Raw genomic sequence first — 26,935 nt, forward strand, 5'->3', positions numbered from 1 at the left:
GACCCCCTGTCGTCAGGTCGCGGCAGGAGCCGGGACGGTTGCCCGTGAACTACCGGAGTGCCCGCTGAGGACCGGCCGCACACCTCGTGCCGGTGCCGGGGAGGTCACCCTGCCGGCGGCCGGTACCGGTCGGCGTCGCTGAAGTCGCCCCGCTCGGCGTCGGCGACCAGGAGCGTGGCCAGGTCGTCGACCGGGGTGCGGGTGGCGCTGGCACGGGTGGCCACCGCGTCGCGGGCCTGCTCGACCGACAGCCCGAAGCGGCCCACCAGCACCCCGTGCGCCCGGGCCAGCAGGGTCTCCCGCGCCATCGTCGCCTGCATCGCGACCTGGGCCCGCTGGCACTCGTGCAGGGCGTGCATGTTGGCCAGCGGCACGCTGACCTCGCGCACCAGGGCCTCCGCGGCCGCCCGCCCGGCGGACCCCAGGCCCGAGGGACGGCTGCTGTAGACGTCCAGGGTGGCGCGGGCCCCGCGCAGCGGACCGGGGACCGGCAGCGCCAACCAGCTGAGCATCCCGAGCTCGACGGCCCTGGCCGCGAACGGCGGCCACCGGGTCTCGGCGTGCATGTCGGGGACCTCGGTGACCATCTCGATCCGCGCCGACTCGATCCGCCGCGGGTGGATCGGGCCGACCAGGTCCTCCGACAGCTGCTCGGACACGGTGCCGGTGCGTCCGAGCACGGTCTCGCCGTCCTCCCCGACGACCAGCACCGAGGCCTCGACCGCCCCGGGGACGACGTCCCGGGCGGCCTCGGCGATGCGCTGCAGCAGCTCCGGGAGGGTCTGCTCGGCCAGCCGCACCGAGGACAGCTGGGCGGAGACGGCGGCGATGGCGGGGTCCCGGTCGATCATGGACCCATGGTGTCCCATCCGGGACCGCAACGGGTCGCCGGGATCAGGCGGGTTCGGCGCGCCGGGCGGCCAGCTCCGCGTACGGGCGGCGCTGCCAGGTGGCCCACTCCCCGCTGATCTCCCCCGCCGTCCGCAGCAGGGCCGGCAGGTGCTCGGCGAGCAGCACGTCCCGGGAGGTCTCCGCGGCGTGCACGGTGACGTTGGCCGCAGCCCGCACCGCCCCCGTCCCGTCCCGCACCGGGACGGCGACCGAGCGCACCCCGGGGGCCAGCTCCTCGTCGGCCAGCGCCCAGCCGCGGGCCCGCACCTCGACCAGCTCGTCGGCCAGCTGGGTCGCCGTCCGGCCGATGTAGGGGGGCAGCCCCGACCGGCTGGGCTCGGCGAGGACGGCGGCCAGCTCGTCGGGGTCCAGCGCGGCGAGCAGCACCTTGCCCTGCGAGGTCTGTGCGGCCGGGAAACGGGTGCCGATGTCGACCCGCAGGGTGATCAGCTTGGGCACCGCGACCCGGGCGACGTAGACGATGTCGCTGCCGTCGAGCTGGGCCATCGAGGAGGACTCACCGGTGCGGGCGACCAGAGACTCCAGGTGCGGGCGGGCGATGTCCCACAGCCCCAGCGCCCCGACGTAGGCCATGCCCAGGTCGAGCACCCGGGGGGTCAGCGTGTGCGTGCCGTCCCGGGTGCGGACGTACCCCAGCTCCTCGAGGGTGAGCAGCAGCCGGCGGGCGGTGGGCCGGGCCAGGTCGGCCGCGGCGGCCACCTCGCTGAGGGTCATCGCCGGGCGGTCCGGGCCGAAGCAGGCCAGCACGTCCAGCCCGCGGGCCAGCGCCTCGACGAAGTCCGGCCCGGTCCCCCGCCCGGCCATCAGAAGAGGCTGCCGCGGGCGCCGTGCGTGTCCTCGGACTTGTACTCCGTGTAGGTGTACGGGTTGTCCAGCACGGCGGCGCCGGCCTCGGGCATGGCCGGGTTCATGCCGGCCTGCCAGGTCTCCTCGCCCATCGTCGTCCGGAGGTGCTCGACGGTGGCGTCCACCTGGGAGCGGACCGCGCGCAGGTCGGCGCCCACCAGCTTCCCGTCGCTCTTCACCACGCGGCCGTCGACCAGCACGGTGTGCACGTCGCCGCGCTGGGCCTGGAAGGCCACGTGGCCGTAGGGGTTGAGGACCGGGAAGGACACCGGGGAGTCCTCGTTCTTGAGCAGCACGACGTCGGCCTTCATCCCGGGCGCCAGGGTGCCCAGGTCGTCGCGGCCCAGGGCCTTCGCCCCGCCGCGGGTCGCCCAGTCCACGACCTGCTCGGCGCGCAGGCTCAGCTGGGTGACGGTGTTCCCCTCGACGTGGGCCTCCAGGTGCTCGCGCGAGCGGTCGGCGCCCAGCGTGGTGCGCATCGCGGAGAACAGGTCGGCCGACCACCACACGCTGGTGTCCATCGACAGCGACACCGGGATGTGGTGCTGGCGCACCTGCCAGGTGGGCGGGTAGCCCTGCCCGGCGCTCTGCTCGGACTCGGTGGAGACCGAGATGGACCCGCCGGTGGCCGCGATCCGGTGGTAGCTGTCGGTGGACAGCGAGGCCGCGTGCACGTAGACGGTCTCCGGGGTCATGAACCCGCCGTCGTGCATGAGCTGGATGCTGGCGTCGCTGGTGGCGCCCCAGACACCGGCGTGCGTGGTGACCGGCAGGCCGAGCTCGCGGGCGACCTCGAAGGCCGCCTTCTCCGGGAAGGCCGGGTCGCCGGTGACGTCGAAGGCCAGCTGAAGGCCGAGCTTGCCCTCGTCCCGCCGGCGGGTCAGGAACGCCTGGACGGCGGGGTCGGCGGTCCACTCCCAGGGCCCGGCCTGGATGTTGCCGTAGGCCAGCACGAACCGGCCGGGGACGGCGAGGAGCGCGTCGGCGGCGGCCTCGGCGTGGTCGACGGTCTGCAGCCCGTGGCTCCAGTCGACCGTCGTGGTGACGCCGGCCTCCAGGCCCTCCCAGGCCGACAGCAGGTTGCCGGCGTGCACGTCCTCCGGGCGGAAGGTCTTCCCGTGCTCGAGGTAGTACCAGACGAAGTACTGGGTGAGGGACCAGTCGGCGCCGTAGCCGCGCATCGCGGTCTGCCACATGTGCCGGTGGGTGTCGATCATCCCGGGCATGACGATCCCGCCGGTGGCGTCGACCTCCTGCGTGCCCTCGGGGACGTCGAGGTCGGTGCCGACGGCGGCGATCCGGTCACCGACGACGAGCACGTCGCCGCGGGTGAGCACGGTGTGCGCGTCGTCCATCGTGAGGACCGTCCCGCCACGGAGGACGATCGGGCGGCCGGGCTCGGGGGTGGACATCGACGTCGCCTCCTGGACTGCCGGGTGGTGTGCGGACGTCTGTCCGCTGCACGGTCACCGGTCCGGCGCCGCCACTGTGGGCGTGACCGGCGCCACCTGTCAAGAGGGCGCGGCGGCGGTTGACACGGGTGTGCGCGCGTGGTGAGACTGCGGCACCGATCACACCGGACAGGTGTCCGCATCACCCGAGGAGCGCACCGAGCCGATGGCTGAACCGAACCCCACCGGCCCGCTGGCCGGCCTGCTGGTCGCGGACTTCTCCCGCATCCTGGCCGGGCCCTACGCGACCATGCTGCTGGCCGACCTGGGCGCCGAGGTGGTCAAGGTCGAGGGCCCCGGCGGCGACGACACCCGCACCTGGGCGCCGCCCGTGCGGGACGGCGTGGCCACCTACTACCTGGGCGTCAACCGGAACAAGCGCTCGGTCGCCCTGGACCTCAAGGACGAGACCGACAACGCCGCGGCCCGCGAGCTCGCCCGCCGCGCCGACGTCGTGGTGGAGAACTTCAAGCCCGGCGGGCTGGCCCGCTTCGGCCTGGACTACGACACCGTGGCCGCCACCAACCCCCGCGTGGTCTACGCCTCGATCAGCGGCTTCGGCAGCGGCCCGGGTGGTGCAGCACTGCCCGGCTACGACCTGATCGTGCAGGCCATCTCCGGGCTCATGTCCCTGACCGGCCCCACCGACGGCGAGCCCTACCGGGCCGGCGTCGCCGTCTTCGACGTGATGGCCGGGCTGCACGCCACCATCGGCGTCCTGTCCGCGCTGAACCTGCGACACGAGACCGGGGTGGGCCAGCACGTGGAGGTCAACCTGCTGGCCTCGGCGCTGTCCGGGATGGTCAACCAGACCTCGGCCGCGGTCGCCGGGGGCCAGGTGCCCTTCCGGATGGGCAACAGCCACCCCTCGCTGTTCCCCTACGAGCCGCTGCAGTGTGCCGACGGCGAACTGATCATCACCGCCGGCAACAACGGCCAGTTCCGCAAGCTCGTCGAGGTGCTCGGCGTCCCCGAGCTCGCCGACGACCCCCGCTTCGCCCGCAACGAGGACCGCACCGCCAACCGCGACGAGCTGCGGCCGCTGCTGGTCGAGCAGCTCTCCCGCAAGGGCAAGCAGGAGTGGTTCCGGGAAATCATCGCCGCCGGCGTGCCGTGCGGGCCGATCAACACCGTCGACCAGGGCGTCGCCTTCGCCGAGGAGGTCGGGCTGGACCCCGTCGTCCAGGTGGGTGGCGTGCCCTCGATCCGCAACCCGATCACCTTCTCGGCCACCGCGGCGTCCTACCGGCTCCCCCCACCCGGCCTGGACGAGCACGGCGACGAGATCCGCACCTGGTTGCAGTCGTGACCGAGCCGCGCAGGTACGAGACGGCGCTCGGCGCCTCCAGCCGGGACTCGATCACCCTCCTCGGGCAGGACCTGGCCCGCGACGTGATGGGCTCGGTCGGCTTCGGCGAGCTGGCGTTCTGGCTGGCCACCCAGCGCAAGCCCACGTCCGGGGAGACCCGGGTCTTCGAGGCGGTGCTGGCGGCGCTGGCCGACCACGGGTTCACCCCCACGGCGATCGTCACCCGGCTGACCTACCTCTCGGCCCCGGACTCCGTGCAGGGCGCACTGGCTGCCGGCCTGTTGGGTGGCGGCTCCCGGTTCCTGGGCGTCACCGAGGACTGCGGACGGTTCCTGGACGACGTCCTGGTCGCCCAGGACTCCCTGCCCACCGACGACGCCGGCTGGGACGCCCTCGCGCTGGCCACCGTGCAGCGCGAGCGGGAAGCGAAGCGGTTCGTGCCGGGCCTGGGGCACCACGTGCACAAGGACGGCGACCCGCGCACCCCGCGGCTGATCGAGATCGCCACCGAGGAGGGCGTGTTCGGCCCGCACCTGGCGCTGTTCACCGCCATCGGCCGGGTGCACTCCCAGGTGCTCGGCAAGACCCTGCCGCTCAACGGCGCCGGCGTCTGCGGGGCGGCCCTGGCCGACCTCGGGCTGCCGCTGGAGCTGCTGCGCGGGTTCGCCCTGCTGGCCCGCACCGCCGGGCTCATCGGTCAGCTGGCCGAGGAGCTGCGGCACCCGGTGGCCAACGACGTCTTCCTGTCCGTGGACCTGAACAACCGGTCCGTCGCACCCGACCCGTACGAGAGGGGCCCCCGTGGCTGAGGTCTGCGCCGTCATCGCCTCCACCCACCACCCGTTCTACTACCGCACCTCGACCATGCCGGTCGAGGAGCGGCCGCCGTTCGCGGCGGAGTGGATCGCGAAGATCGAGTCGTTCCGGGAGACGCTGACCGCGGCCCGGCCCGACGTGCTGGTGATGGTGGGCAGCGACCACTTCCACCAGCTGTGGCTGGACAACATGCCGCAGTTCCTGGTGGGCAAGGCGCCGTTCTTCGACGCCAACTTCCACAACGAGGAGCGCGAGTTCGGGCTGCCGAAGATGCGGCTGGTCGGGCAGGAGGACCTCGCCGCGCACCTGCTGCGCGACGGGCTGGACCGAGACTTCGACCTGGCGTTCTCCAACGAGCTGCGGATCGACCACAGCATCACCTGCCCGATCATCACGCTGCGGCCCGAGGCCGACCTGCCGATCGTGCCGGTCTACACCAACATCTTCGCCCCGCCGCTCCCCCAGCCCCGCCGGTTCGTGGCGCTGGGGAAGGCGATCCGGGAGATGGTCGAGTCGTGGGAGTCCGACCTGCGGGTCGCGATCATCGGGACCGGTCACCTGTCCCTGGAGCTCGGCGGCCCGCGTCAGTTCGGGCCCACCGGCCCGGACCCCGTGTTCGACCGGCGCGCGGTGGACTGGATCGCCACCGGCGACGTGGCCGGCTGCCTGGCCGAGGTGTCGCTGGAGTCCCTGCACGCGCCCGGCAACGCCACCCACGGGTTCATGGACTTCATGCTGATGATGGGCGTGGCCGGCGAGGGCGTGGCGGCCGACTTCGTGGAGACGGTGGACCTGTTCCACACCATGGAGGCCTACTTCACCTGGTACCCGGGAGGCGACCCGCGATGAGCAAGTACCTGTTGGACAAGTTCCTGTTCTCCGTCGACCGCGACCCCGAGCTCACCGAGCGCTACCGGGAGGACCCGGTCGAGCTGGTGGCCTGGTGGGAGGCTGAGTTGGCCGGCTCGCTGTTCAACTGCATCCCCCACGAGAAGACGACCTGGCTGGCCTTCGACGAGGAGGAGCGGCGGGCGCTCCGCGAGCACGACCACGTGGCGCTGTTCGCGATGGGTGCGCACCCGTTCCTGACGCTCACCCTGTTCATCGCCCTCTTCGAGCGGGACCACGGGCCGATGGAGTACCAGCTGGCGTACGCGCGGGCGCTGGACCACGTGACCCAGCCCTACCCGGACATCTCCACGTAGCGGTCAGCCGGTGGGGCCTCCGGACGGCGGAGCCCCACCGCCCCCGGGGCCCCCGGACGGCGGGGTGCCACCCATCCCGGCCCCGCCCATCCCGCCGCCACCGGCCTCCGTCGTGGTGTCCACGGCCACCGACAGGGAGACCGCGTAGCCGGCGGCCACCGAGCCGGTGACCGTCGGGGTCTGCAGGTCGGCCCCGTCGGAGAAGACGCCGTCGGTGTCCAGGCTGACCGCGGCCAGGTTGGCCACCGAGGCGTCGTAGCCCTCTTCGGCGTAGACGGTCTCGCAGACGTCCTGCGGCAAGGCGATCTGCGAGGTGGCGATGACGTTCGCGGAGTCGGTGATCGAGTGGACGTCCGGGTACACCTCGAAGTGCACGTGCGGCCACCGCCCGTTGTAGCAGGCCGGCCAGATGCTGGTGAAGGTGACGACCCCGTCGGCATCGGCGACCTGCACCCCGCGCAGGTAGTTCTGGTCGGTGACGCCGTCGGAGTAGAGGGAGTAGCCCCCCTCCCGGGTGCAGTGCCAGACGTAGACGGCGGCGCCCTCGAACGCCCCGCCCGCGGCGAGGTCCTCGACGGTGAGCGAGAGCGTCACGGGCACGCCCTCGGCGGTGCCGGTCAGGTCACCGAAGCTGGTGGTGATGTCGCTGCGGACGACGCCGCTCTGCTCCAGCACGTCCGGGCCGTTGGACCCGTCGCCTGGGTAGGGGCCGGCGGTCTCCTCGGGGATCTCACCGGCGGACGTGCTGGCGGCTGCGGACGCCGTCGTCGAGCTGCCGGTGCCGCAGGCGGCCAGGCCCACGGTGGCCGCGCCGATGCCGAGGAAGCCGAGCACGCGGCGGCGGCTGAGGAGGGTGTCCAGGTCGAAGCGGAGGCCCTGGTCCACGACCTCGTCGTCGGGTCGGGCGAGCGGGCGGCCCTCGTAGGTCGTCATGCCGTTGATCGTGTCGGCCGCTCCCCGGCGTCCGGCCAGCGCGAGCTGTGCGTCGCCTGGGTGTCGGACCCCTCGACCACACTGGGCGGGTGCTCCGGTCGGTGGTCCTGCTGCGTCGCGGGGACGACGTCGTGGCACACGAACGGACCGACGACGACGAGACGGTGACCGTCCTGCCGCGCGCTGCCCTGCCCGGCTGGGTGAGCGAGCGGGAGCCCGCCCGGCCGCGCTGGGTCTGGGACGACGCCACCCGCTGGTACCCGGAGCTGCTGGCTGCCGGGGTGCGGGTGGAGCGCTGCACCGACCTGCGGCTGTGCCACGACCTGCTGCGCCGCAGCGCCCACGTGGACCAGGAGCTGCTGGTCGGTGCGGACACCGCGGGCTGGGACGCCCTCGCCCCCACGACCGCCACCGAGCCGGCGCTGTTCGCCCTCGACGACCCGGCCGACCGGCTCGACCCGCTGGCCGAGCTGACCCGGCAGCAGGCCGCGCTGGCCGCGAGCCCGGAGCGCGGCCGGCTGGGCCTGCTCGCGGCCGCGGAGTCGGCCGGGGCCCTGGTGGCCGCGGAGATGCAGCACGCCGGCATGCCGTGGCGGGCCGACGTGCACGACGCGATCCTCACCGGGCTGCTGGGCCCGCGGCCGGTGTCCGGGCAGCGGCCGGCGGTGCTGGAGCAGCTGCTGCCGGAGATCCGGGCGGCGTTCGGGCAGCCGGCGATGAACCCGGACTCCCCCACCGACCTGCTGGCCTCGCTGCGCGCCGCCGGGCTGCAGGTCGACGACACCCGGTCGTGGACGCTGCAGGAGATCGAGCACCCCGGGGTCGAGCCGCTGCTGCGGTACAAGAAGCTGCTGCGGCTGATGCACGCCAACGGCTGGTCGTGGCTGGACGCCTGGGTGCGGGAGGGCCGGTTCCGGCCGGTCTTCCTCCCTGCCGGGGTGGTCACCGGGCGGTGGGCCAGCCAGGGCGGGGGTGCGCTGAGCGCGCCGGTGCAGCTGCGGCCGGCTGCGGTCGCCGACGAGGGGTGGCGGTTCGTCGTCGCCGACGTCGCGCAGCTGGAGCCCCGGGTGCTGGCCGGGATGAGCCGGGACGCCGCGATGGCCGAGGCGGCCCGGGCCCGCGACCTCTACCAGGGGATGGTCGACAGCGGCGCCGTCGAGACCCGGACCCAGGCCAAGCTGGGCATCCTCGGCGCGATGTACGGCGGCACCCGCGGCGAGTCCGGCGCGATGCTGCCCCGACTGACCCGCCGCTATCCGGCCGCCGTCGGGCTGGTCGAACAGGCCGCCCGGGCCGGCGAGCGCGGCGAGGTGGTGTCCACGCTGCTGGGCCGTGGGTCGCCGCGGCCGGGCCCGTGGTCCCGCGGTGGTGTCGACGACCCGGCGGCCGGCCGCGCCGCTGACGCCCGGCGCCGTGCGTGGGGCCGGTTCACCCGCAACTTCGTCGTGCAGGGCACCGGCGCGGAGTGGGCCTCGTGCTGGCTCGCCGACCTGCGCAACCGGCTGTGGCGCCTGGGCGACGGCGTGCTCACCGAGCGCCCGCACCTGGTCTTCTTCCTGCACGACGAGGTGGTCGTGCACACCCCGCGGGCGCTGACCGACGAGGTGGCCGAGGCCGTCCGGGCCTCCGCCGTCGAGGCCGGGCGGCTGCTGTTCGGCACGTTCCCGGTGGACTTCCCGCTCGACGTGGCCGTCGTCCGGTCCTGGGCCGACGCGGACGCCCCGCCCGATCTCGCGTCGGACGACGACTGACCTCGCGTCAGAAGGGCGGCGGGTCGCCGTCCTGGCTTCCTGCCGCTGCGTCGTGCCAGCGCATGGCCAGGGCAGCGTCCAGCTCCGCCTCGATCTCGGCTGCCAGCCGGGCCCGCTCGGCCGCGGCGGCGCGGCGGTCGGCTCGTTCCTTCGGGGTGGGGCTCCGGTAGCGCGTCGGCGTGCGGCCGAGGAGGTCCGTGACCGCCTGCCGGGTGCAGGCCTCGGCGAGACAGCTGGGCCGGGTCGTGCGGGTGCGCCCGCCGGGTGGGGTGACGTGCAGGGTGCCGTCGGGGTCCATGCCGAACACCCAGCCCGGCGCGTGGGTCTTGAGCCGGTGGTGCCGCCGGCACAGGCAGACCAGGTTCCTGACGCGTGGTTAGTCTGCCCTCTTATGACGACGCCCAGCTCGGCTGCGATCTACGCCCGGATCAGCAGCGACCAGGCCGGTGAGGGCCTCGGCGTGCAGCGCCAGCTGGAGGACTGCCGCAAGCTGGCTGCGGAGCTGGGCTGGCAAGTCGGGCGGGAGTACATCGACAACGACGTTTCCGCCTACTCCGGCAAGCCGAGGCCTGCCTACCTGCAGATGCTCACCGACATCAGTTCCGGGGACCGGGACGGGGTACTGGTCTACCACCAAGATCGGCTCACTCGCCGCCCCCTCGAGTTGGAGGAGTTTGCGGCCGTGGTTGACGCCGCCCAGCTCCGACATGTCCGGTTCGTCTCCGGGGCCAGCCAACTGGGTGCCGGTGATGGTCTGCTGGTCGCACGCATCATGGGAGCGGTCGCGGCGGAGGAGAGTGCAGCCAAGAGCCGACGGGTCAAGCGCAAGCTGCTGCAGAACGCTGAGCGGGGTCTGCCGCACGGCCGGTCGGTGCGCCCCTTCGGGTTCGACGATGACGCGATCACCCACCGTCCCGCCGAGGTAGCGCTGTTGCGCGAGCTGGCGGCCCGGTTCATCGCCGGGGAGTCGCTGCGGTCGTTGTGCACCGACCTCGACCGGCGGGGAGAACGCACCGTCAAGGGCGCCCCGTGGCAGACGCACTCACTGCGCTACATCCTGTCCAACCCCCGCATCGCAGGGCAGCGGGTGCACAACGGTGAGGTCCTGGGGCCGGCTGTCTGGGCCCCGATCTTGGACGAGGCAACATTCCGCAAGGTCGTGACCACGATTGAGGGCCGCCGAGCCTCCGGCCGCCGGGCACCACGCCGCTACTTGCTGTCTGGGTTGCTGCGCTGCGGCAAGTGCGGCGGGAAGCTGTTCGCCTCGCCTCGGGCAGACTCCCGCCGCTACGTCTGCCTGTCGGGGCCAGATCATCGCGGCTGCGGGAAGCTCACGATCACCGCACCGCCGTTGGAGGAGCTGGTCATCGCCTACGTGCTGCACCGGCTGGACAGTCCCGCCCTAGCCGACTCGATCGCCGGACGCAGCGCCAGCGACGCCGAGGCCGCCGCACTGACCGTCCAGCTCGCCGCGGACCAGGACCGGCTGGACTACTTGGCGCGGCAGTGGGCGGCCAAGAAGATCAGCACGCGGGAATGGGAGCAGGCGCGCACCGTGGTCGAGGGCCAAGTGAAGGCAGTGCAACGGCAGCTCAGTCAGCTCACCGGAACCGACGCACTCACCGGCCTTGGCGTCGGGGGCGAGCTACGCAGCCGATGGACCGGCCTCAACCTCGACCGACAGGCCGCCATCGTCCGCACCCTCATCACTCACATCACCATCGGCCCAGGCACTCCCGGAGCCCGCAGCCTGAACCCCGATCGGGCCGAGGTGGCCTGGCGACTGTGAGCCCCGCCGGCCACCCGCGCGCGTCGCCCTCCGGGCATCCGCACGCGGCCGCTCCGCCGGGCACCCCAGCAGCGCAGCTACCTGACCGAGCGCGACCGGATCAGCCACCAGCAGCGGCACGCCCGATGCGCGCGCAGACGCCGCCACCCGCGCAGCGACCTCCGCCGGGCTCATGACCACGCCAGCCACGCCGCCGGCGGGCCCTCCCACCCCAGCGACTCGGAGGACCTCCACACCTCTGCGGGGTCGGGGCCCATGTGCGCGATCGCCAGCAGCAAGACGTCGACAAAGGTGCGCCCGCGCAGCACCAACGCAGCCGGCTGGAAGCCCTGCCCGACCTCATACCGGTGTAGACCCGGGATTCGGCGCACGTCGAAGCCCTTGCGGACGTATTTGGACAGATACCGAGCGGCCAACCGAGCCTCATCCCGCGAAGTCGACCCGGTCGGCAGATCGCCCAGCAGCTTGATGTGCACGAACCCGTGCGGCCACGCCGTCTTGATCAGCGAGCGTGGGACGAAGCGGCCAAGAGCGAAATGCACGTGCAGCCCGTGGTCGGTCTTGTGCCACTCCGGCACCCAGACGTACGGCAGCGGCTCACCGCCCAGCAGCCCGCGCAACGTACGGAAGAACTGGCCCACGTCCCGGCGGACCTGCTTGGGGTCGTGACAGCCGACCCCAGCGTAGGTCAGGGTGCCCAGCCGGTTCAGCCTGTTGTCGGCGCAGTAGCGACGCACCTTGGCAGCAGCTCGACGGGCCGCCTCGCTACGGGACCGCTCGGGGTCACCACCACCGCCGGGGGTGTGCGGCTTGGTCAGCGAGTAACGGAACGAGCCGCCAGCCTCCCCGGCACCGGGGTAGAGCGTGAGCGACCAGCCGGCATCGCTGGCGAGGAGTGGGGACAGATCCACGGGGAGCCTCCGAGGCAACCGATCAGCAAGTGATCGGCCCCGGCGGCTACGCCCTCGCGTTCGTCTACCGCTCCAGCGTCAGCGGCCTGCTGCCCATGCATCTAGGTCTGTGTGCTCGCGGGAATTGGGGCCCTACTCCGGTCGTGAGGGCATGAGATACACGACCGTTGATCCGCGAACGGGCAGCAGCTTCACTGACCAACGGTCGGCCTGTCAACCTCGGCCGGCGGACCGGCGACCCCTCCGGCCCGAGCATGCGCCACCCACACCCAGGGTCAAGGGCCACCGCCCACGCACGTACCCCACCCCGCACGGCCCTCGACCCTGGGCGCGGCTGGCCGGGGTGCACAGTCCTACAACGCCGCCTCGGGGATGGATCGGGGAGGCAGACCCGTCCGAGTTATGTTGCTACTTCAAGTCAAGAGCGCGCCTGCGGCGCGCTCCAAGGGCGGCCAGCTAGTTCGGTCCTCCATCGAGCTTGTCCAGGTCACTGAACAGCTGTCCGGCGATTTCATCGATGTTCAGAACGCGGCGCTTTACCTTGCCGTACAACTCTTCCAGCCCGGAAAACGTACCGCTCGTGTTGTCAGTGTCTACCTCCTGCAACTTCTTCCATGACTTGTCTTCGTTCAGGAGATAGATCTCAAGGATGAAAGGATTGAAGTCGTCGTTGTCCCGAGAGTGCAGCCCAAATCCAAATTTCTCAGTGATGCTCGCGAAGCGGTACTCGCTATCCCGATTGGCTTCCCACGTCAAGGCGCCCTCGTCGGTCAAACGGTTCAAACGACCGATGAGTTGCTCGACTTGCTGATTGCTCAGATATTGCATCTCAACTCGCCTTCACTTGGAATTGGGCAACTAGACCCCCGCAATAGCTTGAAATCTCGCCCACTTCCTCAACAGCTGCCTTAGTGACCGTGCGCACCGTTTGCCGGTTGCTGGTGACTAGCGTGGACTTGGCCGACCCGGCTGTCTTGGCGCTGGCCCGAAGCTTTTCGATCATGGCTATATCAACCTCGCTGTCACCTTCAAGTAGCGAAGCAACCTGGTTCGCAGTGTGGCTGTACGAGACCAGTGAACGGATTGCTAATCGACGATCGTCGTCGGCAGCTGCAGCGTCAAGGTCACCTTCGATGACCCGCAATTGGGGTAGCAATACAAGCAGGTGATTGAGGCTCATACGACGAGAAGTCTCTTCGATTGCGCTTTTGGTTGCGACTGATGCCTTCGCAGTCTTTTTGAGCTGCTGAATCGCTAAAGCGAAACCAACCACCGACACAATGAGACCCGCGACACCAAGTTGATCGCTGAATGTGAGAGCTTTCCACCAATCGACTATCCCAAAAATGTCCATCACCCCCGTGACCCCAGGCCGCTTCACTTAGGGCCAAGTTTGAAGACGGTAACACTACCGAAAGCAAGATCGGCGATGAATGCTGCTCCTTCGGCAAGTTGGACGCCAGGAGCCCGGGTCGCCCTCCGCCGGGCAGTGGCTGAGGGTCAGTGACTACAGAGGGTCTATTTGCCACTAGCCAGGTTCGTCACACACGTGGGCCCGCCGGCGGCCGGGTCGTCGTGGTCGCGTGGGACGACGTGGTCGAGGTCGGTGTACTGGGCCGGCCGAGCACAGCCGGGGAACCGGCAGTGCCGGTCTCGGGCCTGCACGAAGCGGACCTGAGCCGCACTCGGTTCGTACCCGTCGACCGCCGGTGGCGGCCCGAGTCCCCTGCCGCGGCGGACGGCGGCACGAGCCTCGGCGGGCGAGCTGATCGCACGCAGCCTGCCGGAGCCGTCGACGACCTCGAACCACACGGAACCCCCACCGGCCGGGCCCGTGGGTACGAGGGCGTCGAACCCGGCCAGCAGTTCGGCCACCGCGGCGGGGCCGACCGGCAGCCTCCCCATCGCGCCCACGCCCGTACCCGGTCCAGGGCCGCGGTCGTCCAGGTCGGCCAGGTCCACCCGCAGTCGCAGGTCCCAGCACGTCCGAGCCACCTCCTCGGGCAGCGTCTCCCACGGCCGGGTCAACAGTTGCTTCAGCGCCTCCACCCGCAGCTGCCCGATCGGCCGGTGGTCACCGCCCCTGCGCATCACCGCGGCCAGGGCATCGACCACGCCCTGCATCGCTGCTGCATCCGCTGCGTCGAGCAGGTCCGCCCGGAGCCCCGCCAGTCCGTCACCGGCACCGACGGTGGTCACGTTCTGCTTCCGCCTACGACGCTCGGCTCGCCTGTCCGCCTCGGCCGGGTCGGCGGCGATGAGCGCTCCACCCACCCGGTCCGCCAACGGGGTGGGCCCCACGCCCTCACCGATCCAGGCCAGCCCCTGCGCTGCCACCGCGTCCACGACGTCGTCGGGGAGTCCGCCCCCGGCGGACTGCTTCCGGTGCGCCAGGGCGTCGACGAGGACCTGACAGCGGCGGACGTCGATCTCCCCGTCCGCCAGTGCTCCCCACACCCGCGGCAGCTGTTCGACCAACACCCGCTGCCTGTCCACCAGCACCGAGGCGGACCCGATCCCGATGCCCAGCACCACGGCGACCTCGTCGGCCACCCAGTCGTCCGGACGGTCGGGATCGGCCGGGTCGTCGGCCCGGGCACCGGGCAAGGACTGCTGCGCGGGCTGCAGCTCCGCCAGCCGGGAGATCGCGGCCGCCTGGAGGGCGTGCAGCTGGGCCTGGGCATCGGCGACGTCCCGCAGCACGGCGTGCACGCCGGCCCGGTCGGTGTCCTCGGTGACCAGGAGCTCCGCCAGCCGCGTGGGCCGGGAGGTGGCATCCGGGGGCAGCAGCCCGGCCGACACCTGCGCGATCCGCTCGGCCTCCTCCACCGCCGCCTGCGCCGCAGCCGAGGCGAACACCTCGACCCGGGCGATGCTGAGCGAGACGCCGAACCGGGTCCTCGCGACCACTCGAGCCACGCTCGTCACCTCCTGGAATGCTCGAACACCTGTACGAAGAGTACTGGACAGCGGGCGTGCGGGCAAGACAAAAGCGCAGCTCAGGGCGCTGAGGTGTACCTTCGACGAGGCGTCGCGCAGGACGACCCAGTGGCCCGCCCCTAGGATCCGCGGGTGCCCTCCGACCGGGTCCAGCAGCTGGTGGACGCCCTCGCCGAGCAGCTGCAGCGCTCCGTCGTGGTGGACGACCCCGACGTGCGGCTCCTGGCCACCAGCAGGCACTTCGGCGACGAGGACGACGTGCGGGTGCGCGCGGTCCTGCAGCGCGACGCGGGCAGTGCCGCGGTCGCGCACGTGCTGGGGGCCGGCGTGCGCACCTGGCCGCAACCGGCCTGGATCCCGGCCGAGCCGGCGATCGGCATGCACCCGCGCTGGTGCGTCCCGCTGCGGTGGCGCGGGGAGCTGCTCGGCCTGCTGATGGTCATCGACGCCGACGCCCGGCTGACCGTCGACGAGGTCGCGCTGATCGGCGCCGCCTCGGGCGAGGTCGCCGCCGTCCTGGTCGGTGACCGGCACGCCGCCGACGCCGCGACCGCCGCCCGGGACGCCGACGTGGCCGCGCTGCTGTCCCGGGTGGCCGAGGAGCGCACGCGGGGCCTCGCAGCGCTGGCCGGCACCGCCGGGACCCAGGTGCGGGCGGTGGTGCTCGCACTCCGCGACGTCGGGCCCGACGACGGCGAGCACGCCCGGGCCGCCGTCCGCCGGGGTCTGGACGCGCTCGGCACCCGGGGCGGCACGGTGCTCGCCACCGTCACCGACGCCGGCGGCACCGGCCTGCTGGTCACCGCCGGCCCCACCGACGACGCCACCGTCGCGGGGCTCGCCGCTGCCGCGGTCGGGACCGTGGCCGAGGTCGCTGCCGGCCGGTTCACCTGCGTCGCGGGCACCGGCCCCGCGGTGGTCGGGCTCGACCGGGGCTGGGTGTCGCACCGGACGGCCGAGCTGGCGACCCGCGCCGTCCCCCGGCTGCAGCCCGGCCCGGTCGTCGACGGCACCGCCCTCGGAGTGCAGGCCGTGCTCCTGCGGGTGCCCCCGGAGGACTGGGACGAGACCGCCCTGCCGGCCGAGCTCACCGCGCTGCGCGCCGGGGACCCGCAGGGCCGGCTCACCGCGACGCTGGCCGCCTGGCTGGACGCCGGCGGCAACGCCCCGGCCGCCGCCGACGCCCTGCACGTGCACCGCACGACCCTGCACTACCGGCTGGACCGGGTCCGCGAGCTCACCGGCGCCGACCTGGACGACGGCGCCACCCGGCTGCGCCTGCACCTGGGGCTGGCCGTCGCGGAGCTGCTCGGCTGACCTCCGACGCAGCGAGCAACCGGCCCGCCGGCTCTGCTCGCTGCGGCCGTGGTGGCCCGCGTCACACATCACCGATGATCACCCGGTGGGTCGACGGCGACCCGGCAGGAGGCCCCGATGAGCACGTTCACGACCACCGACGGCACCGACCTCGACGTCCGGGACACCGGCCCCACGGACAGCGGCCGGACGCTGGTCCTGATGCACGGCTGGTCGCAGTCGCAGTCCACCTTCGACCGCGTCGTCCCCACCCTCGCCGCCCAGCACCGGGTGGTCACCTACGACCACCGCGGGCACGGCCGGTCCGGCAAGCCCGACCACGGCGCCCGGGTGGCCCGGCTGGCCGCCGACCTCGCCGAGCTGGTCGCGCACCTGGGGCTGACCTCCTACGACCTGGTCGGGCACTCGATGGGCGCCTCGGTCGCCTGGAGCCACATCGACACCCACGGCACCGGCGCCCTGGACTCCCTCGTGGTGATCGACCAGCCCAGCGCCTGCGTGGTGCTGCCCTGGATGACCCCGGAGGAGGGCGCCGCGGCCGGCGCGATCCTGGACTTCCCGAGCACCGAGGGCTTCGTCGGCGCGGTCGGCGCCGCCGACGCCACCGAGACCCGCCGGGCGTTCCTGGCCTCGATGCTGTCCGACGTGCTGCCCGAGGAGGACATGGCGTTCCTGTTCGGGGAGAACCTGCAGATGCCCGGACCGTGGGGTGCCCGGTTGCTGCTGGACCACGCCATGCAGGACTGGCGCGACGTGCTGCCGCGCATCGACGTCCCGACGCTCGTGGTGGCCGGAGAGGTCAGCCACGTGGCCCCGGCGTCGCAGCAGTGGACCGCCGAGCACGTCCCGGGTGCGCAGCTGCGCACGTTCAGCGCCGACGAGGGCGGGTCGCACTTCCCGTTCTACGAGGGACCGGAGCACTTCGCCCGGGTGCTGCTGGACTTCCTCGCGGGCACGCCCGGCCCCCGTGGCTGACCCCCGGCTGGCCAGGAAGGTCGCGATCGTCTTCGGCGGTGGGCTGAACACCGGCGGTCCGGACGGCGTCACCAGCATCGGCGCGGCCACCGCCACCACGTTCGCCCGGCACGGCGCGCAGGTCGTCGTCGTCGACCGGGACGAGGCGGCCGCCCAGCGCACCGTCGACGCCGTCCGGACCGAGGGCGGGACGGCGCTGGCCCTCGTCGCCGACGTCACCGACGCCGACCAGGTGCAGGACGCCGTCGCCGCGGTGATCGACGAGTTCGGGCAGCTGGACGTCGTCCAGAACACCGTGGGCGCGACCCGGCTCGGCGGGGTGGACGAGCTGACCCTGGACGACTGGCACCGCACCCTCGCGTTGAACCTGGACAGCGTCTTCCTGTCCGCGCAGGCGACGCTGCCGCACCTGCTCGACCGCGGCGGGTCGATCGTCAACGTGTCCTCGACGGCGTCGATCCGCTGGACCGGCTACCCCTACCCCAGCTACGCGGCGGCGAAGGCCGGGGTGAACCAGCTGACCCGCAGCCTGGCCCTGCAGCACGCCGACCGCGGGGTCCGGGTCAACGCCGTGCTGGCGGGGCTGATCGACACCCCGCTGGTCTACCAACAGCTGGCCGGGGGCTCCTCGGTCGCGGAGATCCGCGCCGAGCGGGACGCACACAGCCCGACCGGGCGGATGGGCACCGCCCAGGACGTCGCCGACGCCGCGCTGTTCCTGGCCTCGGACGAGTCCCGCTACGTCACCGGCGTGCTCCTGCCGGTGGACGGCGGGCTGTCGGTGCGGGCGGCCTGAGGCTCGACACCAGGGTGGGGCCGCGGTGTGGGGGGTCGAGCCGCGGTAGACCGCGGACCACCCCACACCAGGGCGGCTCAGGGTGCCGGGACGAGGAGCGCGGCGACGTCGGCGCGGGGCCACGTCGAGGCAAGAGCAAGGTGGTCGACCACCTCGGCCGCCGGCCAGCCGGCCTCGACCAGCCCGGCGGCCAGCACGCGCAGGTAGGCCGCGGACGGCGGGGCGGGGGGCGGCGGTTCCGGGCAGGTCAGCGTGAGCACGGGGACGCCGTCCCGGTCACCGAGCCGCACGACCGTCTCGTACCGGCCCAGGCCCAGGTGGTGCCGCCCGACCGGGACCGCGTCGAGGGCGACGGTCCCGGGAGCAGCGTGCATCTCCTGCGCGGCGACGTCGGCGAACTGCCCGGCCGTGACCAACCAGGCCCGGGCCGGCGCGGTGCCCGGCGCGACGTCGTCCAGGAAGGCCATCCCGCCGCCCCACACCGTCGACGTCCCGCCGAAGACCAGCCGGCCCGGCACCCGCAGCGCCGTCGAGGCCCGCGGCGGGGCGGTGTCCCGGCAGCCCGGGTACGTGCGCGCTCCGCCGGCGGGCCGACCGCCGCGCAGGTAGCAGTCGAACCGGGCGGCGAGGGTGTTCGAGCCGTAGGCGGCGTACCAGACCGGCGTCACCGCTGGTCGCGGCGCAGCGGGTGGTCGGCCGGGATCTCCACCAGAACCACCGGGACGCCGTCGGGGTCTGCCAGCCAGCACTCGACCAGGCCCCACGGCTCCTGCACCGGGGCGCGGGTGACCACCCCCAGCGGGGCCAGCCGCTCGTGCTCGGCGCGCACGTCGCGGACCTGCAGCCACAGCGCCAGCCCGGTGGGCGGGGTGGCCGAGGAGCCGGAGACCTCCAGCAGTCCCCCGCCGCCGGTCAGGTAGACCACGCCCCGGTGCCCGGGCGGGCCGAACTCGCGGTACACCGCCAGGCCCAATACGTCGCGGTAGAACCCGTGCGACCGCGCGGGATCGGTCGGGCGCAGCAGCAGCCGGCTGGTGAGGACCTCCACGACGGCCATCATGGCCCGTGTGATCGACCCCGACCTCCTCGCCGCAGCCGCCTGGACCACCCCGCCCGCCGCCACCGAGCACACCGACGACGGGCTGCGGGTGACCGCCGTCGAGGGCAGCGACGCCTGGCGGCACACCTCCTACGGCTTCGTGCACGACGACGCGCACGCCCTGCTCGCCCCCTTCGGCGCCCGGGACGCCCTCGAGGTGGCGTTCCGGCTCGACTACACCGAGCAGTTCGACCAGGCCGGGCTCGTGCTCCGCGCCGGGCCCGAGGAGTGGGTGAAGGCCGGGGTCGAGGTGTCCGACGGCGTGCCGCAGGTGGGCGCCGTGGTCACCCACGGCACCTCGGACTGGTCGGTCGCCCCGGTGCCGGACTGGGCGGGTCGGACGGTCACCGTGCGCGCCAGCCGGGACGGCGACGCGGTGACGCTGCGGGCCCGGGTGGACGACGAGCCGTTCCGGCTGGTCCGGGTCGCCCACGTCGACTCCGGGCTGGAGCTGCGGGCCGGGCCTTACTGCTGCGCCCCCACCCGCGCCGGGCTGACCGTGCTGGTCACCGGCTGGCAGCGGTGCGCCCCGGACGACGCCCTGCACTGACTCAGCCCTCGCGGAGCACCTCGGCCAGGGTCACCCGTCGGCAGGCCCGCGCCTCGCCCACCACGAGCGCCGCCACGGCCAGCACCGGGGGGACGACGAGGACGAGCACCGTCCAGGGCACGACGAGGGCCGGGTCGGCGTCCTGACCGGTGACCAGCCGGAGCCCCAGCGGGCCCGTGACCAGGGCGGTCACCAGCGCCCCGAGCGCCACGCCGGGGACGACGGTGGCCAGCACCCCGGGCAGCAGCTCCAGCAGCGAGACCGCCCGGGCCTGCCGCTCCCCCAGCCCCACGGTGCGCAGCACGCCGGAGGTGGACCGTCGTCGGCGGACCCCCGCGCTGCCGGACAGCAGCACCACCAGCACGGTCAGCGCGAGCAGCACCCCGGCGACGCCGAGGACGAGACCGGCGAGCCCACGGGTCAGCGGGGCCTGCTGCACCTCGGCCAGCCGGTCGGCGCGCAGCACGACGTCGGCCCCGGGCGCGGCCGCGGCGACCTCGGCGGCAGCCTGCGCCGCGCCCGGCCCGGTCAGCCAGAGCGTGTTCGGCACCGCGAGGTCGGCGGGCACCGCGGCCGAGGACAGCAGGACCGTCGTCGGCCCGGCCGGGAGGGTGCCGACGACGGTGAACGACACCGACGTCCCGTCCTGCAGCACCGAGCCGGTCGCCCCGGTGAGGTCGGGGGTGACCAGGGCCAGCACGGTGTCCCCCGCCAGGTCGCCCAGGCCCTCGACGTCGGGCAACGGCGTGCTGTCGACGAGCTCGCCGTAGGCGGCGGGGTCGACGACCACGAGCCGGGTGCGGTCGCTGCCCGACGGGGTGGACAGCTGCACGCCCTCGGTGACCCGGGCCGGCACGGCGAGCCCGGCACCGGCGACGGGGAGCTCGGGGAACGAGCCGCCGGTGACCGTGGCGTCCGACCCGACGGCGGTCCAGGAGGCCTCGACCTGCCCGGCCCACGCCGTCGCGCCCAGCGCCAGCACGACGGTGACCAGCGCGGTGACGGCGGTCAGCGCGAGGGGTCCGAGCACCGCGGTGGACCGGGCACCGGCCGCGGCCAGCAGCGGCACCGCTCCGCGCGAGCGCACCGCGCCCCGCAGCAGCAGCCCGGCCAGCGCGGGCTGCACCCGGGCCACGAGCACCGACCCGGCGAGCACGGCCACCGCGGGCGCGGCGACGGTCAGTGCCCCGCCGGACAGCCCGCGGGCCCGCAGCGCGGCGACGGCGCCGACGGCCAGCAGCACCAGGGCCCCGTCGACGGCGACCCGGCGGAGCAGCCGGTCGCGGTGCGCCCGGGTCCGGCCGCGGCGGTCCAGCGGCACCCGGCGTCCCCCGGTGGCGAGGTCGGCGGCCCGGACGCCGAGCACCGGCAGGGCCAGCAGCCCGGCCAGCGCGACCGGCACCACCCCGGCCAGGGCCGCCCCGACCGGCACCGGGCCGGGTGCGAGCAGGGTGCCGACCAGGAGGCCCAGCCCCAGGCCGAGCGCGGTGAGCACGGCCGACTCGGCCAGGAGTGCGACCCCCAGCCCGGGCAGCGACCCGCCGCGGGCCCGGGTGCCGGCGAGCACGCCGGCCCGGCGGGAGACGAGCACGGTGGCGCCGAGCAGCAGCACCAGGGCGGTCGCCAGCCCCACCGCGGTGACCAGCACAGCGGCCTGGGCGCGGGCGGCGGCCAGCCGGTCGGTGGCCGACAGGAGCACCGCGTCGAGTCGGCTGTCCACCCGGGGCACCGGCGAGATGCCCAGCACCACGGGGGCGGCGCGCAGCGCGGTGACGGCGGCGGCCACCTGCTCGGCGTCGTCGGCTGCCACCCCGGCCGGGCGGGCGGCAAGCGTGAGGGTGCGGATCAGGTCGCCCTCGCCGACCGCCAGCCGGGCGTCGGGCAGCGAGGTGTCCGACAGCAACGCGGCCACGTCGGTCTGCCGGGCCCCGCCCGCACCCCGGGTGCTGGGCGCGAACAGGTCCGGCGTCGTCGTCCAGGCCCGGTCGTCCGGATCGGCGACGGCGAAGACCCCGGTGACGAGCACGTCGACCAGCGACCCGTTCGGCGCCCGCCCGGCCAGCCGGTCGCCCACCCCGACGCCGAGGGCCGCCGCGACCGGGGCGGAGAGCCCGGCCTGCACCTCCTCGCCCGCTGCGGCCGCGGGGGCCGTGCCCGCGGTCCAGGTCGGTGCGGGGTCGGCGAGCCAGTCCAGCCGCAGCGTCGTCGGGCCCAGTGCCACGGCGACCGGGGCCGGCAGTTCCAGCGTGAGCTGCCGGGTGCGCACGGTCGCCACCGGGGGGGCCACCGCGGCGGCGAGCTCGGCCGGCAGGGCGCCGGGCACGTCGGCGGCCAGGGCCCGGGTCTCGGCGGCGGAGTCGTCCTGCCGGGCGGTGGGCGACTCCAGGTCGGCGGTGAACGGGACGGTGAGGACGGTGTCGGCCGCCGTGCCCGCGTCCGCGACCGCGCTGCGGACGGCGTCGTCGGCGGTGGCCGCGACCGCCGACGGCACGAGGACCGCGAGCACCGCGGCCAGCGCGAGGACGACGACCGACAGCAGCCACGGCCCCGGCGCCGCGACGACCCGGGCCCGGGTGCCCACCCACGGGACGCCCCACCTCACGGGGCGCCCTCCCGCAGCGCGCCGGCGACGTCCACCCGCAGCAGCGCCCGGACGGCGGGCAGCACCACCGCGGTGCCCACGACCGCGAGGCCGGCCACCAGGAGGGCCCAGGGCACCCAGGGCAGCGCGACGGTGGGCTCCGGGACGGCCGCACCGGTCAGCGCCGGGCCCACCAGCACCGTCCCGGCGACCCCGACGACCGCGCCGAGGAGGACGGCGAGCACGGTGCCCACCGCGTGCTGCAGGAGCAGGACCGCCCGCACGGTGCGCCGCGGCACCCCGGTGCCGAGCAGCCGGGCCACCTCGGCGCGGCGGCCGCTGCGCACCGCGGCGGCCTGCAGCACCGTGCCGGTCACGCCCAGCGCGACCGCTCCGGCGGCGAGCAGGCCGAGGGCGGTGGGCAGCCCGACCTGCAGCGGACCGGTGCGCAGCTGGTCGGTCAGGGCGGCGCGGGACTGTGCGCCGGGCACGTCGGTGGTCGTCGGGTGCCCGACCCACCAGGCCTGGGTGAGCGGGGCCAGGTCGCCGGTGGCCAGCACGGCCCGGGCCAGGGCCTCGACGTCGGTGAGCACGGCCGGACCGCCGGGCACCGAGGGCACGTCGGGCACGACCCCGGCCACCTGCGCCTGCACCGGGGCGTCGCCGACGGTCAGCCCGACCCGGTCGCCGGCCGCCGCCCCCAGGTCCGCGGCGAGCCCCGCGGACAGCACCACCGGCAGCAGCGCGGGGGCCGGGTCGGCGGCCAGCACCACCCGGGCGTCGCCGGACGTGAGGCCCTGGGGGAACACCCGGCCGGTCAGCTGGAGCCCGTCGTCGGCCAGCTGCGGGTCGGTGATCGTGCCGTCCTCGCCGGGCGCGGTCGCCGTCCAGTCCGGTGCCGCGCCCGGCAGCGTGACGTCCAGGGTCAGCGGGGCGGTGGACTCCTCGTCGGCCACCGGCCCGTCCAGCGACAGGTCCAGGACCACGCCGACCACCGAGCGACCCGCCGGCACGCTCACCCCGGCCTCGTGCGGGGCGCCGTCCAGCGGCACCTCCGCACCCTCGATGGTGCTGCGCGCGCCGGTGGGGTCGGCCAGCACCAGGGTCGGGGTGGCGGTCACCGACGCCCCGCGCACCGTGCCGGCGACGCTCACGGCGCCGGGCCCGGGGATGCCGCGGGCGGGGCTCGGCACCAGGCCGGCGGTCACCGACGACCAGTCGTCGCCGTCCGGCAGCCGGCCACGGAGCACCTCGCCGGCGTGTGCGGTGTCCACCGCGACCAGCCGCGGCACCGCGCCGTCGTCCCCGGTGCCGAGCACGCTGCCCAGCGACACCGGTTGCTCGGTGACCGGGGAGACGGTGCCCCCGGTCGCGGCGAGCACCGCGTCGCCGTCCACGCCGGGGACGGCGGGCACGGCCAGGTCGCTGCCCACCCGCAGGTCGGCCTGGTCGGCCTGGGACACCCGCCAGGTGGCGTCCACCCCGGTGGCCGCGACGGCCGCCGCGGTGGCCAGCACCAGCAGCGCCGCCGCCCCGGACGCGAGCGGGCGCCGGGCGAGGTCACCGGCCACCAGCACCGGGACCAGGGACCGGCCGCGGACCGCGCGGCGGTCGGCGGCCCCGGCCAGCAACGGCGGCACCCGCAGCAGCAGCGCGGCACCGGCGAGCAGCACCAGCGCCGGGGCCACGACCAGCAGCGGGTCGGCACCGGTCGCGCCGCCCAGCCCGAGGACGGCGACCACGGCCAGTCCCACCAGCAGCAGGTCCGTGCCCGACCGGGCCACCGGCCCCCGCCCGGCCGACCGTCCTCCCGCGGGCACGCGGGTGGCGGCCACGGCCAGGCCGACCGCGAGCAGCACCGCGACCACGAGCACCGGCAGGAGCAGCCCGGCCGGCAGCAGCGGGCCGGCGTCGGAGCCGGGCAGCCGGTCGGCGAGCAGCAGCCGGGTGACCAGCACCGCGAGCGGGACGGCGACCAGGGCCCCGAGCGCGACCAGCACCACGGCCTCCGGCAGTGCCCGGGTCACGAGCTGACGGCGGGTGGCCCCCCGGGTGCCGAGCAGGGCGGTCTCCCCGAGGCGGCGGTCGCCGAGCACCCGGGCGGCGGTGCCCAGCGCGGCCACGGTGAGCAGCCCGACGACCAGCCCGACCGCGAGCACGGCCCCCCGGGTGTCGGCCTGCCGGTCCGCGGTCCCGGCCAGCGTGGTGGCCAGCGGGGCACGCACCCGGCTGGTCGCGTCGGTCGTCGCCCGCACCGCCCGGGTGAGCCCGGCCAGCCCGGCGGCCACCCGGTCGACCGCGGCGGGCGCCGCCGCGGCCACGTCGGGGGCGGCGAGCAGGCTCACCCGTTCCACCCCCGCGCCGGCGGCGAGCAGGGCCGCCGGATCGACCAGGAAGGGGCCGGCAGCGGGCACCCGGATCCGGCTGAACACCCCGAACTCCAGGTCCCGGACGCTGCCGGCACCGTCCAGCCGGTCGCGGTCCCACCCGCCGTCGGCCCGTGGCTCGACCAGCCCGACGAGGACGACGGTGACCGGCGCGGTGTCGCCGGCGTCGTCCAGGCCGGTGCTCGGTTCCAGGGTCACGGTGTCGCCCAGGGCCAGCCCGAGCGCCTGGGCGGCGGCGACGGGCAGCACCGCCGGCCAGGGCGCGCCGTCGGTGGGGGCCCCGGCCCAGCTGCCCGCGACCAGGTCGGCCCGGTCGGTCAGGTCGTCGACCCCGGCCAGCCAGCCCAGCCGGCGGGGGTCGGCGCCGGGGGGCAGGTCGCGCAGCGTCGAGGTGACCCAGGTCGAGGTGCGCGGCAGCACCGGGGCCAGCGCACCGGTCAGCGCGTCGCCCGCCGCGGAGACGTCGGGCAGCGGGTCGGCGGTCAGGTCGGTCAGCACGACCTCGACGGCCAGCTCGTCGGCCGGTGCCTGCGCCAGGCTCGACTGCCGGGCCCGGTCGGCGCCCCCGGTGAGCAGCAGCGCGCAGCTGCCCAGCACCGTCAGCCCGGCGACCAGGACGACGAGCACCACGACCAGCAGCCGCGCCTGGACCCGGCTGCGGGCGATCACCCGCCGACCAGTCGGCCGTCGACCACCTGCACGGCCCGGTCGGCCAGCGCGATCATCACCGGGTCGTGCGTGGAGACCAGCGCGGTGACGCCCTCGGCCTCCACGATGCCGCGCACCAGCGCCATCACGGCCAGCCCGGTCTCCCGGTCCAGCTGCCCGGTGGGTTCGTCGGCCACCAGCAGCCGGGGCGACCCGGCCAGCGCCCGGGCCAGGGCCACCCGCTGCTGCTGGCCGCCGGAGAGCTCGTCGGGCCGCTGGGTGGCGTGCGGGGTGAGCCCGACCAGGTCCAGCAGCCGGGCCACCCGCTGCTCCCGCTCCGCCGCGGGCAGCCGGCGCAGCCGCAGCGGGACGCCGACGTTCTCCGCCGCGGTCAGCACCGGGACCAGCCCGAAGGTCTGGAACACCGAGGAGACGACGTCGCGGCGCAACGTCACCAGCCCGTCGTCGTCCAGGGCCCCGACGTCGGTGCCGGCGACGGTCACGGTGCCGGCGTCGGGCCGGTCCAGCCCGCCGACCAGGTTCAGCAGCGTCGTCTTGCCCGACCCCGACCGGCCCACCAGCGCCACCAGCTCGCCGGGCGCTATCTGCAGGGACACCCCGCGCAGCGCGTGCACGGCCGTCGCGCCGTGCCCGAAGGAGCGGTGCACGTCGACCAGCTCGACCATCGGGTCGCTCACGCGCCACCGTCGCGGTGCACGGCCACGTGGTCGGCCTCCAGGGTCAGCCGCACCCGTCGGGTGAGGTCCAGCGCCGTCCGGTACTCCGCGGGCAGCTGCATCCGCCCGGCCCGGTCCAGCACGGCGAACTCCTCGGCGACGGTGTCCTCGCCCTGGGTGCGCCGGAGGACCTCGCTGGCGGTGCGGCCGTCCCGGATGGCGACGGTGCGCTCGACCTGGTCGCTCACCGTCGGGTCGTGGGTGACGACCACGACCGTCGTCCCCAGGTCGCGGTTGACCGTGCGCAGCGCCTCGTAGACCTGCTGCGAGCTGGTGGTGTCCAGCTCGCCGGTGGGCTCGTCGGCCAGCAGCAGCGCCGGGGCGTTGGCCAGCCCCACGGCGATGGCCACCCGCTGCTGCTCACCGCCCGAACAGGCGGCCGGACGACGGTCGGCGACGTGCGCCACGCCGACCAGCTCCAGCAGCTCGGCGGCGCGGGCGGCCCGGGTGCCCCGCGGCGTGCCGGCCAGGGCCAGCGGCAGGACGACGTTCTCCGTGGCGGTCAGGTACGGCACCAGGTTGCGCGCGGTCTGCTGCCAGACGAAGCCGACCACCTCGCGGCGGTAGGCCACCCGGTCGCGGCGGCTGAGAGCGGTCAGGTCCCACGGACCCACGGTGACCCGGCCGGCGGTGGGGGCGTCGATGCCCGCCAGCACCGCGAGCAGCGTGGACTTGCCCGAACCGGAGGCGCCGACGACGGCGAGCACCTCGCCGGGGTCGACCACCAGGTCCAGCCCCTGCAGTGCCTGCACCTCGACCGAGCCGGTGCGGTGGATGCGGACCAGGGACTCGCAGACGACGAGGGGCTCCCCCGCCAGCACCGCCGTCATCACGCTCCCGTCCGGGTGCGCGACCCGCACCGGGCCGGGATGTTAGCGCGCTCACACCACCGGTCGTTGCGTCGCGCACCCGTACCGGTCCCAGCCGTCCCACCCGCACCAGGTCCACCCGGGGCCCGGTGCGCCTCCCCCGGCGGCTCGGC

25 protein-coding genes are annotated in these 26,935 nt (G+C 74.7%); 10 read left to right on the forward strand and 15 right to left on the reverse strand.

The features are described 5' to 3' along the window. Positions 1–104 precede the first annotated feature (104 nt). From ASG36_RS16425 to ASG36_RS16435, 3 genes are read right to left on the reverse strand one after another with little or no spacing between them, the layout of a single operon-like run. Positions 105–851 (reverse strand): hypothetical protein, encoded by a 747-nt coding sequence (locus ASG36_RS16425; RefSeq protein WP_055766402.1) that lies wholly within the window; start codon positions 849–851, stop codon positions 105–107. A gap of 43 nt (positions 852–894) precedes the next feature. Continuing rightward, on the reverse strand, positions 895–1,716 hold the full coding sequence (locus tag ASG36_RS16430) for an IclR family transcriptional regulator C-terminal domain-containing protein (RefSeq protein WP_055766404.1): 822 nt from the start codon (positions 1,714–1,716) through the stop codon (positions 895–897). Beyond that, positions 1,716–3,170, reverse strand: coding sequence for an amidohydrolase family protein (locus tag ASG36_RS16435; RefSeq protein ID WP_055766407.1), 1,455 nt, complete (start codon positions 3,168–3,170; stop codon positions 1,716–1,718). The genes ASG36_RS16430 and ASG36_RS16435 overlap by 1 nt, the downstream gene beginning before the upstream one ends. 205 nt (positions 3,171–3,375) lie before the next feature. On the opposite strand from ASG36_RS16435, the gene ASG36_RS16440 reads away from it, so the two are divergent. From ASG36_RS16440 to ASG36_RS16455, 4 genes are read left to right on the forward strand one after another with little or no spacing between them, the layout of a single operon-like run. Continuing rightward, positions 3,376–4,518 (forward strand): CaiB/BaiF CoA-transferase family protein, encoded by a 1,143-nt coding sequence (locus tag ASG36_RS16440; protein ID WP_055766410.1) that lies wholly within the window; start codon positions 3,376–3,378, stop codon positions 4,516–4,518. Continuing rightward, positions 4,515–5,327 carry a citryl-CoA lyase gene (locus ASG36_RS16445; RefSeq protein ID WP_055766414.1) on the forward strand — a complete coding sequence of 271 codons (813 nt, stop codon included), beginning with the start codon at positions 4,515–4,517 and terminating at the stop codon, positions 5,325–5,327. The genes ASG36_RS16440 and ASG36_RS16445 overlap by 4 nt, the downstream gene beginning before the upstream one ends. Then, positions 5,320–6,183 carry an extradiol ring-cleavage dioxygenase gene (locus tag ASG36_RS16450; RefSeq protein WP_055766416.1) on the forward strand — a complete coding sequence of 288 codons (864 nt, stop codon included), beginning with the start codon at positions 5,320–5,322 and terminating at the stop codon, positions 6,181–6,183. Before ASG36_RS16445 ends, ASG36_RS16450 begins: the two co-directional genes overlap by 8 nt. Beyond that, a complete protein-coding gene (locus ASG36_RS16455) occupies positions 6,180–6,539 on the forward strand; it encodes a hypothetical protein (protein ID WP_055766419.1) in 360 nt (119 codons plus the stop codon). Before ASG36_RS16450 ends, ASG36_RS16455 begins: the two co-directional genes overlap by 4 nt. Positions 6,540–6,542: 3 nt before the next feature. On the opposite strand, the gene ASG36_RS16460 is transcribed toward ASG36_RS16455, so the two are convergent. Then, the gene (locus tag ASG36_RS16460; protein ID WP_055766422.1) at positions 6,543–7,472 is read right to left on the reverse strand and encodes a 3,4-dioxygenase subunit beta; all 930 of its coding nucleotides are present in this window, start codon (positions 7,470–7,472) and stop codon (positions 6,543–6,545) included. 89 nt (positions 7,473–7,561) lie between these two features. On the opposite strand from ASG36_RS16460, the gene ASG36_RS16465 reads away from it, so the two are divergent. Beyond that, positions 7,562–9,223, forward strand: a complete 1,662-nt coding sequence (locus tag ASG36_RS16465; RefSeq protein ID WP_082523226.1) for a bifunctional 3'-5' exonuclease/DNA polymerase — start codon at positions 7,562–7,564, stop codon at positions 9,221–9,223. A 7-nt stretch (positions 9,224–9,230) separates the two neighbouring features. On the opposite strand, the gene ASG36_RS16470 is transcribed toward ASG36_RS16465, so the two are convergent. Then, positions 9,231–9,521 (reverse strand): hypothetical protein, encoded by a 291-nt coding sequence (locus ASG36_RS16470; protein WP_157498877.1) that lies wholly within the window; start codon positions 9,519–9,521, stop codon positions 9,231–9,233. Between the two features lie 93 nt (positions 9,522–9,614). Here ASG36_RS16470 and ASG36_RS16475 point away from each other — a divergent pair, with 93 nt between their 5' ends. After that, positions 9,615–11,012: a recombinase family protein gene (locus ASG36_RS16475; RefSeq protein WP_055766427.1), complete on the forward strand. Its 1,398-nt coding sequence runs from the start codon at positions 9,615–9,617 to the stop codon at positions 11,010–11,012. A gap of 170 nt (positions 11,013–11,182) precedes the next feature. Here ASG36_RS16475 and ASG36_RS16480 read toward each other — a convergent pair whose 3' ends face one another. The 4 genes from ASG36_RS16480 to ASG36_RS16490 form a co-directional block, all read right to left on the reverse strand. Beyond that, positions 11,183–11,923 carry a hypothetical protein gene (locus tag ASG36_RS16480; RefSeq protein WP_082523227.1) on the reverse strand — a complete coding sequence of 247 codons (741 nt, stop codon included), beginning with the start codon at positions 11,921–11,923 and terminating at the stop codon, positions 11,183–11,185. A 456-nt stretch (positions 11,924–12,379) separates the two neighbouring features. Beyond that, complete coding sequence (locus ASG36_RS16485; protein ID WP_055766434.1) at positions 12,380–12,751, reverse strand: hypothetical protein; 372 nt, start codon at positions 12,749–12,751, stop codon at positions 12,380–12,382. 1 nt (position 12,752) lies between these two features. Further along, entirely contained in the window at positions 12,753–13,280 is a 528-nt protein-coding gene (locus ASG36_RS22020; protein WP_157498879.1) for a hypothetical protein, read from the reverse strand. 161 nt (positions 13,281–13,441) lie between these two features. Further along, positions 13,442–14,842, reverse strand: a complete 1,401-nt coding sequence (locus ASG36_RS16490; protein ID WP_162245205.1) for an HNH endonuclease signature motif containing protein — start codon at positions 14,840–14,842, stop codon at positions 13,442–13,444. 153 nt (positions 14,843–14,995) lie between these two features. On the opposite strand from ASG36_RS16490, the gene ASG36_RS22745 reads away from it, so the two are divergent. From ASG36_RS22745 to ASG36_RS16505, 3 genes are all read left to right on the forward strand, one after another. Beyond that, positions 14,996–16,180, forward strand: a complete 1,185-nt coding sequence (locus ASG36_RS22745; RefSeq protein WP_055766438.1) for a CdaR family transcriptional regulator — start codon at positions 14,996–14,998, stop codon at positions 16,178–16,180. A gap of 117 nt (positions 16,181–16,297) precedes the next feature. Next, positions 16,298–17,155, forward strand: a complete 858-nt coding sequence (locus tag ASG36_RS16500; RefSeq protein ID WP_055766441.1) for an alpha/beta fold hydrolase — start codon at positions 16,298–16,300, stop codon at positions 17,153–17,155. Beyond that, positions 17,148–17,951 carry an SDR family NAD(P)-dependent oxidoreductase gene (locus tag ASG36_RS16505; protein ID WP_055766444.1) on the forward strand — a complete coding sequence of 268 codons (804 nt, stop codon included), beginning with the start codon at positions 17,148–17,150 and terminating at the stop codon, positions 17,949–17,951. The genes ASG36_RS16500 and ASG36_RS16505 overlap by 8 nt, the downstream gene beginning before the upstream one ends. A gap of 77 nt (positions 17,952–18,028) precedes the next feature. Here ASG36_RS16505 and ASG36_RS16510 read toward each other — a convergent pair whose 3' ends face one another. Beyond that, positions 18,029–18,619 (reverse strand): hypothetical protein, encoded by a 591-nt coding sequence (locus tag ASG36_RS16510; RefSeq protein WP_055766447.1) that lies wholly within the window; start codon positions 18,617–18,619, stop codon positions 18,029–18,031. Continuing rightward, positions 18,616–18,999: a VOC family protein gene (locus ASG36_RS16515; RefSeq protein ID WP_055767681.1), complete on the reverse strand. Its 384-nt coding sequence runs from the start codon at positions 18,997–18,999 to the stop codon at positions 18,616–18,618. The genes ASG36_RS16510 and ASG36_RS16515 overlap by 4 nt, the downstream gene beginning before the upstream one ends. Positions 19,000–19,009: 10 nt before the next feature. Between ASG36_RS16515 and ASG36_RS16520 the strand changes: the two genes are divergently transcribed. Further along, positions 19,010–19,600 carry a DUF1349 domain-containing protein gene (locus tag ASG36_RS16520; protein ID WP_055766450.1) on the forward strand — a complete coding sequence of 197 codons (591 nt, stop codon included), beginning with the start codon at positions 19,010–19,012 and terminating at the stop codon, positions 19,598–19,600. A gap of 1 nt (position 19,601) precedes the next feature. Here the strand turns inward: ASG36_RS16520 and ASG36_RS16525 are convergent, their stop codons facing one another. Genes ASG36_RS16525 through ASG36_RS16540 form a run of 4 tightly spaced genes read right to left on the reverse strand, consistent with a single transcriptional unit; the run spans position 19,602 to position 26,813 of the window. Beyond that, positions 19,602–22,202, reverse strand: coding sequence for an FtsX-like permease family protein (locus ASG36_RS16525; protein ID WP_157498885.1), 2,601 nt, complete (start codon positions 22,200–22,202; stop codon positions 19,602–19,604). Further along, the gene (locus tag ASG36_RS22025) at positions 22,199–25,237 is read right to left on the reverse strand and encodes an FtsX-like permease family protein (RefSeq protein WP_055766457.1); all 3,039 of its coding nucleotides are present in this window, start codon (positions 25,235–25,237) and stop codon (positions 22,199–22,201) included. The genes ASG36_RS16525 and ASG36_RS22025 overlap by 4 nt, the downstream gene beginning before the upstream one ends. Further along, positions 25,234–25,914 carry an ABC transporter ATP-binding protein gene (locus ASG36_RS16535; protein WP_200944532.1) on the reverse strand — a complete coding sequence of 227 codons (681 nt, stop codon included), beginning with the start codon at positions 25,912–25,914 and terminating at the stop codon, positions 25,234–25,236. The genes ASG36_RS22025 and ASG36_RS16535 overlap by 4 nt, the downstream gene beginning before the upstream one ends. Continuing rightward, positions 25,911–26,813 carry an ABC transporter ATP-binding protein gene (locus tag ASG36_RS16540; protein ID WP_235495150.1) on the reverse strand — a complete coding sequence of 301 codons (903 nt, stop codon included), beginning with the start codon at positions 26,811–26,813 and terminating at the stop codon, positions 25,911–25,913. The genes ASG36_RS16535 and ASG36_RS16540 overlap by 4 nt, the downstream gene beginning before the upstream one ends. Positions 26,814–26,935 lie beyond the last annotated feature (122 nt).

Origin of the sequence: Geodermatophilus sp. Leaf369, from assembly GCF_001424455.1 — a bacterium.
GTDB lineage: Bacteria > Actinomycetota > Actinomycetes > Mycobacteriales > Geodermatophilaceae > Klenkia.